Origin of the sequence: Salinispora pacifica CNR114 (genome assembly GCF_000514775.1) — a bacterium.
Classification (GTDB): Bacteria; Actinomycetota; Actinomycetes; order Mycobacteriales; family Micromonosporaceae; genus Micromonospora; species Micromonospora pacifica.
In genome coordinates this window covers 159114-172248 of record NZ_AZWO01000001.1, presented here as the reverse complement: position 1 = coordinate 172248, position 13135 = coordinate 159114, and the positions used below count along the sequence as shown (strand labels likewise).

Sequence of the window (13135 nt, the reverse complement as noted above, 5' to 3'; positions counted from 1 at the left end):
GCTTACGCCGCCGCCACCCGGCACCCGGCACCCGGCACCCGGCACCCGGCACCCGGCACCCGGCACCCGGCACCCGGCAGATGATTCCTGCTGCCGCCTCAGTCCAGCAGGCGCGGGCCGATGGGTGTCTCCCGGATGCTGCCGTCCGGACCGCGACTGACCTCGTACGCCGACGCACCCGGCCGGTCCGCCACCGCCTCGACCAGCCGCTCACCCCGGTAGAGCAAACCGACGCCGTCGTCGGTGCACCGGCTGGTGGGCAGCGTGCCGTCGCCGACCAGCCGGTGCATCAACGGGCGCCGCTGGTCTTCACTGTCGTAGTGCACCCCGTTGCCGTACGGCAGCCAGCCCAACCCGTCGGTGAAGCCGCGCAGGGTGGTCCCGAAGCTGTCGGTGGCGCCGCCGGCGTGCCAGCAGATCGAGCCGGCGGACACCCCGCCGAGCACGACCCCGGCCTCCCAGCACTCCCGCAGGATCTCGCCGAGGCCGTGCACCCGCCACACCGCCACCAGGTTCGCCACGCTGCCGCCGCCAACCCAGATCACGTCCTGCGCCCGCAGGTGGGCCCGCACGTCCTCGACGTTCGGCATCGGGAACAGCGCCAGGTGGGACATCCGGAACCGGCTGCCGGCGAACCCCTCGTAAACCCGGGCCAGGGTGGCCGGCTGGTCCCCCTCGGCCTGGTTGAGGAAGCAGATCCGCGGCTCCGCCGCGCCGGCCAGGTCGGCGGCCAGGTCGAAGACCGGGTTGGTCCGCCGGGGCTGGCCAGCGCGTCCGGGCGCGAAGATGCCCATGCTGGTGGCGAGGATGGTGGGTTCGGTGGCGGCCACGGTCTTCCTTTCCGTCGGGTGCGTCGCCCATCCTGCCCCGAGGGCGGCCTCGGTCAGTCCCGGGGGCGGGCCTGGCGGGGGATGACCGGCTCGATCCGCGGCGTTTCCGGGGGCAGTTCGGCGGCGGCGGCGAGCGGCAGGGTGAAGCGTGCGTCGGCCGCCGGCCCGACCGCGTGCGACTCGCGGAGCATCCAGCGAACCTCATCGACGGTCCACCCCAGCCCCGGCCGGGCAGCGATCTCGCCGAGCAGCCGCAGCGCCGCCCGGGTGTCATCGTCGTAGAAGCGCACGCACCAGTGGTGCACCCACATCCCGAGGGCACGAAGCCGATCGTTGTCCAGGGAGCGGACGAGCCGACCGCTGGCGGTCTCCTCGAACGCCCGCTCCGGGTTTCCGGAACGGTCCCGGTCCAGCGCTCCGACCGCCGCCGGGGCGACCACCCGCATCCGGGTGAAGAAGCCCTGCGTGACCGCCGGATCCAGCGGCGGGTGCCCCTCCCGTGTCAGTGCCCGCCCGCCCGCCCCGCTCGCCATCGCCGCACCCTTCTCCCGTGATCTGGTGTGCGAGACGGTACCGACCAGGACCGACCGTCCCTGCCTCGGGCACCCCCGTACGCCGGCGTCCGATTCCCGCCAGCCGTTCGGCTCCGGACGGAGGCATCATCGGTGCGTGGACCTGGACTTTGAACGGTGTTATCGGGCCGTTGACAGCCGTGACCAGCGGTTCGACGGCTGGTTCTACACCGGTGTGCTCACCACCGGCATCTACTGTCGGCCATCCTGTCCGGCGACCACCCCGAAGCGAAATAACGTGCGGTTCTTCCCATCTGCTGCCGCGGCGCGGGGGGCCGGGCTGCGGGCCTGCCGCCGATGCCGGCCGGATGCGACCCCCGGTTCACCGCAGTGGGATCTCCGGGCGGACCTGGTGAGTCGGGCCATGCGGCTGATCGCCGACGGCGTGGTCGACCGCGACGGGGTGCCCGGTCTGGCGGCGCGGCTCGGCTACACCGAGCGCCACCTGCACCGGCTCCTCCGCACCGAGTTGGGCGCCGGCCCGCTCGCGCTGGCCCGCGCGCAGCGCGCGCAGACCGCGCGGACCCTGATCGAGTCCACCAACCTCGGGCTGGCGGAGGTCGCGTTCGCCGCCGGGTTCGGCAGCGTACGGCAGTTCAACGACACGCTCCGCGCGGTGTACGCGGTCCCGCCGTCCGAACTGCGGGCCACCCGACGAGGTCCAACGACACCCGCGGGACCCGGCACCATCACGGTACGGCTGGCCTACCGCCCCCCACTGCACGTCGGGGCGCTGCTGGACTTCCTCGCCCCGCGGACACTGCCCGGGGTGGACGAGGTGCGCGCCGGTACCTACCACCGGGGCCTGCGGCTGCCCCACGGCACCGGCACGGCGGCGCTGACCCCGACGGAGCGGCACGTGGTGGCGACCCTGCGCCTGACCGACCTGCGGGACCTGGCACCGGCGGTGGCCCGGTGCCGGCGGCTGCTCGACCTCGATGCCGATCCCACCGCGGTGGACGCCGCCCTGGCCACCGATCCCGCACTGGCCCCGATGGTCACGGCGGAACCCGGGGTCCGGGTGCCCCGTGCGGTCGACGGTTTCGAGGTGGCCGTCCGTGCGGTCGTCGGCCAGCAGGTCTCGGTGGCCTCCGCCCGCACCACGCTCACCCGGCTCCTGCGCCAGCTCGCCACCCCGGTATCCGAGGCGGGAGGCGGGGAGTTGTCCGGGTTCCCCGCCGCCGCGGAGGTGCTTGCCGCGCCGGATTCGGCCTTCCGGATGCCGGCCGCCCGCCGGGAGACGCTGCGTCGGCTTGCGGCGGCGGTGGCCGCCGGGGAGATCGACCTGGAGCCGGGTGGGGATCGGCAGGAGACCCGGCGGCGGCTGCTGACCCTCCCCGGGATCGGGGCGTGGACCGCGGACTACGTCGCGCTCCGCGCGCTCGGCGACCCGGACGTCCTACTTCCCACCGATGTGGCCGTTCGCCGGGGCGCCGCCGCCCTCGGCCTCCCCACCAGCCCCGACACCCTGTACTCGTACGCCGACCGCTGGCGCCCCTGGCGCTCGTACGCGCTGAGCCGACTCTGGAGAGCAGCATGAACATGATCGACGCCACCGTCGCCGACACCCCGGCCGGCCCGCTCGGCATCCTCGCCGGACCGGACGGGGTGGTCCGAGCCGCCGGCTTCACCACCGACCTGCCCGCCCTGCTCACCCTGGTCCACCCACGCCTGCGTGGCCCGTTGCGCCAACGACGCGACCTCGGCCCGGTCACCGCCGCCGTCACGGCGTACCTGGATGGGGAGCTGACCGCGGTTGACGGGGTTCCGGTCGAGCAGCACACCGACGGCGCGTTCCTGGCCCACGCCTGGAACGTGCTGCGGGACCTGAAGCCGGGCGATCCGGTCACCTACACGGAGCTCGCCGGGCTGGCGGGTCGCCCAGCAGCGGTCCGCGCCGCCGCGGCGGCCTGCGCCCGGAACGCTGCCGCGCTCTTCGTCCCCTGTCACCGGGTGCTACGCACCGACGGAACGCTCGGTGGCTACCGCTGGGGCCTGGATGTGAAGGAGTGGCTGCTGAATCATGAGCGGCAGTTGACAACAAGCTGACACCGGCGACGGTCCTAAAAGACGTAACGTCGGGTAGTGCCCGCGGAGGTTGACGGTTATCCGGGCCCCACCACGGGCCGACATCCGCTCGACAGCCTCTGGCGGCTGCGGCACTACCTGCGCCCATACGCACCGGAGTTCGCCTGGCTCTTCCTCGCCGGCCTGGCCGCCGTGGCGGCGGGGATCGCCGTACCGCTGGTGGCCCAGCGGGTGGTGGACGGTCCGGTCGCTCGGCAGGATCCCGCCGGGCTGTTCCGCCTCGCCGGCCTGGCGCTGCTCTTCGGGCTCGCCGAAGCAGTGCTGATCTTCATCCGCCGCTGGGTGCAGTCCTCCTCCTCGCTGGGGATCGAGACGGCCATCCGGGCCGACATCTACGCCCACCTGCAACGGTTGCCGGCCAGCTTTCACGACCGGTGGCAGTCCGGCCAGCTCCTCTCCCGGATCACCACCGACCTTTCGGCGATCCGTCGGTTCCTCTCCTTCGGCCTGCTCTTCCTCGCCCTGAACCTGGTCACATACACCGTGGTGGTGGCGCTGCTGATCCGGCTACACCCCATGCTGGGCCTGGTCGTGGCGGTCAGCGCCATCCCGCTGTTCCTCGTCGCCCGGCGGTTCGCCCAGGCGTACCACGCCGCCTCCCGACGGATGCAGGACCAACAGGGCGACCTGGCCACGCTGGTGGAGGAGACCGCGCAGGGGCTACGCACGGCGAAGGCATACGGGCGCGGGCCGGAGCTGGCCGCCCGATTCGCCGTCAGCTCCCGAGCGTTGCACGACACCGCGGTCGGCAAGGGACGGCTGCTCGCCGACACCTCCGCCCGGCTCGACCTGGTGCCGAACCTGACCCTGGGCATCGTCCTCGTCGCTGGCGCGGGCGCCGCCGCGGCCGGCACGCTCACCATCGGCGAGCTGGTGGCCTTCGTCAGCCTCCAGCTCCTGCTGATCTGGCCGGTGCAGGGCCTGGGGTGGATCATCGCGGGCGGGCAGGAGGCGGCGACCGCGGCTGACCGGATCCGGGAGGTGTTGGACACCCCACCCGCGATCCTGGACGCTCCCGACGCCGCCGCCCCACCCCGCGCCCAGCTCCGCGGTCGGTTGCGGTTCTCCGGTGTCTCGTTCCGGTACCCGGATGCCCGCGAACCCGTGCTGCGCGACGTTGACCTCACCATCGAGCCGGGCGAGACGGTGGCGCTGGTCGGCGCGACCGGCTCCGGCAAGAGCACCCTGCTGTCGCTGGTGCCCCGGCTACACGACGTGACCGGCGGCCACATCACCATAGACGGGTACGACGTGCGGCACCTGCAGCTGGCGACGCTGCGCCGGCTGGTCGGGGTGGCCTTCGAGGAGCCGACGCTCTTTTCCATGTCGGTGTGGGAGAACGTGACCCTGGGCCGACCCGACGCCGGCGACGAGGAGGTCTGGGCCGCGCTCACGCTGGCGCAGGCCACCTTCGCCTACGACCTGCCGTGGGGGCTGGCGACCCGGGTCGGCGAGCAGGGCCTGTCCCTCTCCGGCGGGCAGCGGCAGCGGCTCGCGCTCGCCCGGACGGTGCTCAGCCGCCCCGCCCTGCTCCTGCTCGACGACCCCCTGTCCGCCCTCGACGTGCACACTGAGGCGCTGGTCGAGACGGCGCTCCGCCGGGCCCTGCCCGACACGACAACACTGGTCGTGGTGCACCGACCGGCCACGATCGCGCTCGCCGACCGGGTCGCCCTGCTGGAGGCCGGCCGGATCACCGCGCTGGGCCGGCACGCTGACCTGCTCGCCACCGTGCCGGCGTACCGTGCCCTGCTCGCGGCCGAACCGGGGCCGCCGGCGGGCGATCCGACCCCCAACGGCCTGGTGCGCTCGTGACCGACGGCGACAATCCGGGCGGTGACCCGCGGTCGGCCGTCCCCGTGCGGAGGCCACGGCCGGCCCAGGAGAACTGGCGGGGCATCGCGGTCGACCCGGACGCCGATCGCAGCCGCGCCGAAGACACCGATCCGGCGGCGGTGGCCCGGCTACGCGCCCGCAGCCGGGCGCTGCTGCGCAACCTGCTCCACCCGCACCGCCGACAGCTCGCCGTCGCCGTCGCGCTGCTACTCATCCAGAACGTGGCGGGAATGGCCGGACCGTATCTGGTGATGCTCGGCATCGACCGGGCCATTCCGCCGCTGCAGGCAGGTGACGCCGGACCGTTGACGTACATCGCGGCCGCGTTCGTCGTCGCCACGGTCGCCGAGTACGCTGCCCGCCGCGGCTTCCTGGTCCGCTCCGCCCGGATCGGTCAGGCGGTGCTACTCGACCTCCGACGCCGGGTGTACCGGCACTTCCTGCGCCTGTCGGTCACCTTCCACGAGCGGTACACCTCCGGGCGGATGGTCTCCCGGCTCACCAGCGACCTGGACTCCATCGGCGAGTTGGTCGGCGGCGGCATCGACAGCCTGGTCCTCGCCGCCCTGTCAATCCTGTCGGTGGCGGCGATCCTGCTCTGGCTGGACCTTCCGCTGGCCGCTGTGACACTACTGGCGTTCCCGTTCCTGTTCTGGCTGTCCCGCTGGTTCGCCCGCACCTCGGCCGTCGCGTACCGGTGGACCCGGGACACCATCGCCCTGGTTATCGTGCACACTGTCGAGTCGCTGCGCGGGATCCGGGCGGTGCAGGCGTTCCGCCGCGAGCCGCGCAACCAGCGGATCTTCACCCGGGTCAACGACGACTACCGACGGGCCAGCCTGCACGCGTTCCAGCTGATCGCCACCTACTCACCCGGGGTCAAGCTGATCGGCAACGTGACCATCGCGGCGGTGCTCTGCTACGGCGGGTGGCGCGTCCTCAACGGTCACGCGGAGGTCGGGGTGCTCGCCGCCTTCCTGCTCTACCTGCGTCGGTTCTTCGAGCCGATGCAGGAGCTGAGCCAGTTCTACAACTCGCTGCAGTCGGCCACCGCGGCGCTGGAGAAGCTCGCCGGGGTGCTGGACGAGCGACCGGAGGTGCCGGAGCCGGCCCGCCCGGTGCCACTGCCGGCCGTCGGGCGCGGTGCGGTCACCTTCCACTCGGTCTCCTTCGGGTACTACCCGCAGTCCCCGATCCTGCGCGGGCTGGACCTGGACATCCCCGCTGGACAGACAGTCGCGCTGATCGGACCGACCGGCGCCGGCAAGTCGACCATCGCCAAGCTGCTCGCCCGTTTCCACGACCCGAACACGGGCGCCGTTTCGCTGGGCGGCGTGGACCTGCGGGACGTCGCCGACGCCGACCTACGGCAGGCACTCGTCCTGGTCACGCAGGAAACCCACCTCTTCGGCGGCACGGTCGCGGAGAACATCCGCTTCGGCCGGCCGGACGCCGACGACGACGCGGTGGCGGCGGCGGCGAAGGCGATCGGCGCGGACGAGTTCATCACCGCGCTGCCCGACGGGTACGCCACCCAGGTGCATCGCCGCGGCAGCCGGCTCTCAGCCGGTCAACGGCAGCTCGTCGCGTTCGCCCGGGTGTTCCTGGCCGACCCGGCGGTGCTGATCCTCGACGAGGCAACCTCGTCCCTCGATGTCCCGACCGAACGAGCGGTCCAGCGGGCCCTGGCCACCATTCTGCGCGACCGCACCGCGTTGGTGATCGCGCACCGACTCTCCACCGTCGAGATCGCCGACCGGGTGGTGGTGCTGGAGTCGGGACGGATCGTCGAGGACGGTCCACCGGCGCGACTGGTCCACAGCGACGGGCGGTACGCCGCGCTACACCGCCAGTGGCTCGACTCCCTCAGCTGAGCAGGGGGCGGTTCGACGAGTCGCACCCCGCCGGGTTGGCACGCGATCGCCGCCCAGCCGCCCCGAGACGGGGCCAGCGGTGATCGACCAGCGCTCCATTGTTCGACCGTTTCCAGTCGCCACTCAGAAGCCTCCTCGCCGCTGCCCCGCCACTCCTCAGCTGGTTTCGCCGGCCACACTGAACGACCGGAGCCGATCAACCGCCAGGGCGGTGAAGCCGACCGCGATCAGCGTGCTCATCACCGCCGCGACCGGCACCGAGACATCGGTGCCGAGCAGCTCGGTCGGGGCGAACCGGTCGGCGAGCGCGATCACGTACTGCTGGATGGAGAGCACCTTCGTACCGCTGACGAAGTTGCCGAGCAGCCCCTCCCAGATCAGCACGTAAACCAACCCGAGCAGCACCGGGCGGCGCGTGACCAGGCTGAGCGCGAGGAAGAACGCGCAGTAGGCCAACGCGCCGATGGAGGCGGCGGCGGCGAGCGCCAGACCGACCCGGACCGAGCTGGCGAGCACACCGGCCACATACAGCGGCACGGCAACGGTGACCGCGGTGACCCCGGCCGCCACGGCCAGCTTGGGCAACACGATCTGCCAGCGCGGCAACGGCTTGGTGAGAAGGTGCACCACGGTGCCGTCATCGATCTCCGCGCCGAGCACCCCGGTCCCGACGATCAACGCGATCACCGGCAGCACCACGGCCAACCCGAGACCGACCAGCACCGGCGGCCCCCACTCGCCGGGATCCACCCCCAGCGCGCGGGAGAGCACCGCGAGCAGAATCAGCAGCACCGGGAGCGGGAACAGCAGCAGGAAGCGACGCCGCCCCAACAGCCCCCGGGCGGTGATCCAGGAAACAGTCGACATTGGTCAGGCCTCCACCAGGTAGGAGAACACGCTCTCCAGGGACTCGTCCTCGGGCACCAGCTGCCGCACCCGGATTCCCCGGGCCGGGGCGACCTTGGGCAGCACCCGGGTGAAGGCACCGTAGTCGCTCACCCGCACGGTCAGCCCGGCCTGGCCCAGCTCCACGCCGGTCACCGACGGCTCCGCCATCAGCGCCACGGCGAGCGCCCTGTCGTCGGTGGAGCGGACCGCGAAGACGTGGGGCCGGTTGGTCATCAGTCGGCGGATCGTCCGGAAGTCGCCGGAGGCGGCGAGCCGGCCGGCGACCATCACCTGCACCGTGCCGGAGAGCTGCTCGACCTCCTCCAGGATGTGCGAGCTGAACAGGATGGTGCGCCCGGCGCCGCCGAGGCGGTGCAGCAGGTCCATCATGTGCAGCCGCTGTCGCGGGTCCATCCCGTTGAACGGCTCGTCGAGCAGCAGCACCTGCGGATCGTGGACCAGCGCCGCCGCCACCCGCGCCCGCTGTCGCATGCCCTTGGAGTACGTGCCGATCCGGCGGGACTGCGCCCCCTCCAACTCGACCAGGGCGATCGCCCGGCGAGCCGCCTCCGCCGGGTCCGGCAGCTGGTGCAGCCGTGCGCTGGCCAGCACGAACTCGTACGCGGTGAGGAAGGTGTGCACGGCCTCCCGTTCACTGACCAGGCCCAGTCGCCGGTAGACCTCGGGGTTACGCCAGGTGGGCGCCCCGTCCAGGGTCACCGCGCCACGGGACGGCGCGAGGAAACCGGCCATCATGTGCAGCAGCGTCGTCTTGCCCGCACCGTTGGGGCCGAGCAGCCCGGTGACCCCCGGCCCCAGGATCATGCTGACGTCGTTTACGGCGACCACGTTGCCGTACCAGCGGGAGACCCCCGCCAGATCCAGTCGGCTGCCCGTGGGGGCCGACGTCGACCTCGGCTCCACACTGGTCACGCTCATCGGGTGGCCACCTTCCGGTAGCGGGCCAACAGGAGGACGACACAGCCGGCCACGAGCAGCACGGCCGCGAGGGCGTAGAGCGGACCGAACCCACCGATGGGCAGCCCACCCCCGCCCTCGAAGAGCAGGTCACCGAGCGCCCAGGTGCCCACGCCGTTGACCATGGTCATGGGGGAGGCGAGGAAGGCCAGCTCATTGATCGTCTGCGCGGGCAGGATGGCAAGGATGCCGACGATCGGCGTGGTCATCAAAAAGACCGCGACGATCCCGCCGGCGGCGAACGCCCGCTTGCCGGTGAGTGCGGCGATCAACAGGCCGATAGCGCCGAAGACCGCTGCCCAGAGACCGGCGTAGAGCAGGCCCGGCAGCAGGTCGAGCAGCTCGTTCCAGACCCCCCGTGGCCCCTCCTCGGTGGTGAAGGCGGCGCCAAGGAACATCACCAGCTGCGGACCGCCGAGTAGCAACCAGAGCGCGGTAACCAGGGCGAGGAGCTTGGCCAGCGGATAGTCCGACCGGGCCAGCGGCCGGGAGAAGTACAGCGGCAGCACTCCGCTGCGCAGGTCGCGACTGACCAGTTCGGGGGCGGCGACGGCGGCGAAGAAGATGATCAGCCAGCTCATCGTGTCGGCGAACTGCGCGTACGTGATCACCACCTGACCGATCTGGCTCCGGACGGCGGCGACCACCGCGGCGACCACGATCACGATGCCCACCACCAGCCAAGGGAAGATCTTCGCCTTGGCGCTGCGGCCGAAGCCGAAGACCGTACGCAGCCCGTGCAGGTAGAGCGCGGCGAAGACCGGACCACGGCCGAGGCGGGGGCCCTCGTAGCGCTGGTAGCCGATGTCGTGAATGACTCCGGTCGACTCAGACATGGCTGGGCTCCCTGGTGGCGAACAACTCGGCCACCCGGTGACGACGCTGGTCCAACCGATGCAGCGGCAGGTCCAGCTCGGCGACCGCGCCGAGGATCTGATCGTAGGTGTCGTCATCGGCCAGCTCGACGAGGAGTAGGCGGCCGTCCCGGCGGACCGGCAGCCGCAGCGCGGCCAGGTGGGCGGCCAGTTCCTCGGTGCCCTCGCTGACCTCCACCGCGAGCACGTCGGTGGCCGAGGTCATGGCGTCGATCCGGTCGGCCCGCAGCAGCCGGCCGCCGTCGATGGCGACCAGCGTGTCGCAGATCCGCTCGACCTCGCCGAGCAGGTGCGAGCAGACCAGCACCGAGATGCCGAACTCGGTGCCGATCCGGTGGATCAGGGCGAGCATCGCGTCCCGCCCGGCCGGGTCGAGCCCGTTGGTGGGCTCGTCGAGCAGGAGCAGGTCCGGGTCGTGCACCAGGGCCTGCGCGAGCTTCACCCGCTGCTTCATGCCGGTCGAGTAGCCGCCGACCGGGCGGTAGCGCTCCTCGTAGAGCCCGACGTGTCGCAGTGCCTCGCTGGCCCGTTCGCGGGCCACCGTCCGTGGCAGGCCGCTGACCCGGCCGAGGTGGGTGACCAACTCGGCGGCGGAGAGGTCGGGCGGCAGGGCCTCGTGCTCGGGCATGTAGCCGACCCGCGCCCGGACCTGGTCGGGCTGGGTGGTCGGATCCAGGCCGAGGACCCGGACCTGCCCGTTGGTCGGCGGGAGCAGGCCGAGCAGGATCTTGATCAGGGTGGACTTGCCGGCGCCGTTCGCGCCGACGAGACCGACGACGCCGGGCTCGACCACGACGGTCAGATCAGCCAGCGCGGTGACCCCACCCCGATAGGTTTTGGTCAGCGACTCGGTCGCAATGAGTGCCACGCTCCCAGCCTAGGCAGGCGCCGCCCGCTGCCGACACCCGACGCGCCCCTGATCAATCCCGTAGGGGGCGGCAGTCGTAAGGCTCCGGTAATTTCACCCACCGACCCCGGCCGGCAGACTGAACGTATGGCCTCAAGACTGCTGCGCGCCCCGCTCACCTGGGTCGCGGTCACCGTTCTCGCCGCCGGCACCGCCTTCGGTCTCTACTGGTTCCAGCCGTGGAAGCTGGTCACCGACACCGAGGTGAACGAAGAATTGTCGGTCGTGGCCACCGATGCGCCGTCATCGCCGGCCAACTCCACGCCAGGCGAAGGCTCCACTCCGGACGAGGACTCCGCCTCGGACACCGGCCCGGTAGTCGTGCGCAGCGGCGAGTTCGTCACCCACGAACACGACACCAGCGGCACCGCTCGGATCATCCGCACCGCCGATGGCAAGCTGCGGTTGGAACTGGTCGGCCTGGCAACCTCCAACGGTCCTGACCTGCGGGTGTGGTTGACCGACCAGCCGGTGCGGACCGGCGAGGCCGGGTGGCACGTGTTCGACGACGGCCACTGGGTCGAGCTGGGCCGGCTCAAGGGCAACCGCGGCGACCAGGCGTACGACATCCCGGCCGAGGTGAGGCTGGACGAGCTGACCAGCGTGTCAATCTGGTGCAAACGGTTCGCGGTGTCGTTCGGCGCCGCTCCCTTGGCCACTGCCTGAATCCGGCCGCACCCCCGTCTCCTGGAGTGGCACTCGACCGATCCCCCGGTTGGCTGAGAAACTAGTGCCGAACAGTGATTTGGGGGGTTCATGAGTAACGGTTGGGTGCCGCCCGACGAGGTGCTGCGGGACGCGCCGGCGTACTCGCCCCGCCCGGGTGAACTGGCCGACCTGGAGCTGCTCCTCACCGGGGCGTACACCCCGCTGACCGGCTTCATGACCCGCGCCGACCTGGTCTCGGTGCGCCGGCGGGGCCGGCTGGCCGACGACGTTTCCTGGTCGGTGCCGGTAACGCTCCAGGTGCCCACGGCCCTCGTCGAGCGGCTCGACGTCCACGATCCGGCCCGCCGCACGTTGGTACTGACCGACGGCGAGGGGGCCCCGATGGCCGCGCTGGAGGTTGCCGACGTCTGGCCGGTCCGCGACGGGGTGACGGGGGTCGGCGGTCCGGTTCGCCGGCTCGGTGACGGCGGGCACGGCCCGTTCCAGCGGCTGCGTCGCACCCCGGAGGAGATTCGCTCACTGCTGCCACCCGGCCGGGTGCTCGGGGTGGTCGCCAACCGGCCGCTACACCGGCCGCAGCTCGCCCAGATCGCCCACGCGACCCGTACCCTCGGCGCCCACCTGCTGGTGTTGATCCCGATCGGTGAGGACGGCGGCGAGTTGCCGCCGGAGGCCCTGGTTCGCAGCGTCTTCGCCGCCCGGGACCGAATGCCGCCAGCGACGCTGGTCGCCGTTCCGCTACCCCGCCGCCGCGAGGAGATCGCCGACGCGTTGCTCCGGGCGCGGGTCTCGGCGGCGTACGGGGTGACCCATCTGCTCTCCACCGGCGAGACGCTCTCCGGTGCCGGGCTGCGGGTGCTGGTCCCACGGGAGTTGGCCTACGACAACCGCGACGGGCAGTGGCGGTGGCGGGAGGACATCCCGCCGCGCAACCGGCGGCAGGCGCTGACCCAGGCCGAGATCGACGACCTGCTGGACCGGGGTTTCCCGCTGCCGGAGTGGCACACTCCACCGGCGGTGGCGAAGGAGTTGGTGCACGCCCGCCCACCCCGCCGCTACCGAGGACTGGTCATCTTCCTGACCGGCCTCTCCGGTTCCGGCAAGTCCACCATCGCCCGTGGTCTCACCGACGCCCTGCGGGAGCAGGGTGAACGGACGGTCACCCTGCTCGACGGCGATATCGTGCGCCGGGAGCTGTCGGCGGGGCTCGGCTTCAGCAAGGCCGATCGGGACACGAACATCCGCCGGATCAGCTGGGTGGCCGCCGAGATCGCCCGGCATCGGGGGGTGGCGATCTGCTGCCCGATCGCCCCCTACGAGCAGGCGCGGACCGCCGCTCGAAGGATGACGCTGGCCACCGGGGCGGGCTTCCTGCTGATCCACGTCTCCACCCCGCTGGAGGTCTGCGAGCAGCGGGACCGCAAGGGCCTGTACGCACGCGCCCGCGCCGGCCTGCTGACCGGGATGACCGGAGTGGACGACCCGTACGAGGAGCCGACCGACGCTGACCTGACACTCGACACGACCGACCTGTCGGTGGAGGAGGCGGTGCAGGCGGTCCTGCACCAGCTGGCCGAGACGGGCTGGGTCGAGCCCCGCCACCCGAGCGGATAGTTTC

At 72.1% G+C, this 13135-nt stretch carries 12 protein-coding genes; 6 read left to right on the top strand and 6 right to left on the bottom strand.

Annotated features, from left to right (window positions below):
- Positions 1–98: 98 nt before the first annotated feature.
- Positions 99–830 (bottom strand): Type 1 glutamine amidotransferase-like domain-containing protein, encoded by a 732-nt coding sequence (locus tag B118_RS0100885; RefSeq protein ID WP_018222705.1) that lies wholly within the window; start codon positions 828–830, stop codon positions 99–101.
- Positions 831–883: 53 nt separating this feature from the next.
- Complete coding sequence (locus B118_RS0100880) at positions 884–1363, bottom strand: hypothetical protein (RefSeq protein WP_018810135.1); 480 nt, start codon at positions 1361–1363, stop codon at positions 884–886.
- A 136-nt stretch (positions 1364–1499) separates the two neighbouring features.
- Between B118_RS0100880 and B118_RS0100875 the strand changes: the two genes are divergently transcribed.
- Genes B118_RS0100875 through B118_RS0100860 form a run of 4 tightly spaced genes read left to right on the top strand, consistent with a single transcriptional unit; the run spans position 1500 to position 7200 of the window.
- The gene (locus tag B118_RS0100875) at positions 1500–2942 is read left to right on the top strand and encodes an AlkA N-terminal domain-containing protein (protein ID WP_028192264.1); all 1443 of its coding nucleotides are present in this window, start codon (positions 1500–1502) and stop codon (positions 2940–2942) included.
- Positions 2939–3451, top strand: coding sequence for a methylated-DNA--[protein]-cysteine S-methyltransferase (locus tag B118_RS0100870; RefSeq protein ID WP_028192263.1), 513 nt, complete (start codon positions 2939–2941; stop codon positions 3449–3451). Before B118_RS0100875 ends, B118_RS0100870 begins: the two co-directional genes overlap by 4 nt.
- Positions 3452–3487: 36 nt before the next feature.
- Complete coding sequence (locus B118_RS0100865) at positions 3488–5305, top strand: ABC transporter ATP-binding protein (RefSeq protein WP_027647257.1); 1818 nt, start codon at positions 3488–3490, stop codon at positions 5303–5305.
- A complete protein-coding gene (locus B118_RS0100860; RefSeq protein WP_028192262.1) occupies positions 5302–7200 on the top strand; it encodes an ABC transporter ATP-binding protein in 1899 nt (632 codons plus the stop codon). Before B118_RS0100865 ends, B118_RS0100860 begins: the two co-directional genes overlap by 4 nt.
- A gap of 156 nt (positions 7201–7356) precedes the next feature.
- Here B118_RS0100860 and B118_RS0100855 read toward each other — a convergent pair whose 3' ends face one another.
- The 4 genes from B118_RS0100855 to B118_RS0100840 are packed head-to-tail and all read right to left on the bottom strand — an operon-like array spanning position 7357 to position 10809.
- The gene (locus tag B118_RS0100855) at positions 7357–8067 is read right to left on the bottom strand and encodes an ABC transporter permease subunit (protein ID WP_018222699.1); all 711 of its coding nucleotides are present in this window, start codon (positions 8065–8067) and stop codon (positions 7357–7359) included.
- 3 nt (positions 8068–8070) lie between these two features.
- Positions 8071–9027, bottom strand: coding sequence for an ABC transporter ATP-binding protein (locus B118_RS0100850; protein WP_018222698.1), 957 nt, complete (start codon positions 9025–9027; stop codon positions 8071–8073).
- Positions 9024–9902 carry an ABC transporter permease gene (locus B118_RS0100845; protein ID WP_018222697.1) on the bottom strand — a complete coding sequence of 293 codons (879 nt, stop codon included), beginning with the start codon at positions 9900–9902 and terminating at the stop codon, positions 9024–9026. The genes B118_RS0100850 and B118_RS0100845 overlap by 4 nt, the downstream gene beginning before the upstream one ends.
- Positions 9895–10809 (bottom strand): ABC transporter ATP-binding protein, encoded by a 915-nt coding sequence (locus B118_RS0100840; protein ID WP_018810141.1) that lies wholly within the window; start codon positions 10807–10809, stop codon positions 9895–9897. The genes B118_RS0100845 and B118_RS0100840 overlap by 8 nt, the downstream gene beginning before the upstream one ends.
- A gap of 126 nt (positions 10810–10935) precedes the next feature.
- Between B118_RS0100840 and B118_RS0100835 the strand changes: the two genes are divergently transcribed.
- Positions 10936–11514, top strand: a complete 579-nt coding sequence (locus tag B118_RS0100835; protein ID WP_018810142.1) for a DM13 domain-containing protein — start codon at positions 10936–10938, stop codon at positions 11512–11514.
- Between the two features lie 90 nt (positions 11515–11604).
- Complete coding sequence (gene cysC, locus B118_RS0100830; protein ID WP_028192261.1) at positions 11605–13131, top strand: adenylyl-sulfate kinase; 1527 nt, start codon at positions 11605–11607, stop codon at positions 13129–13131.
- Positions 13132–13135 lie beyond the last annotated feature (4 nt).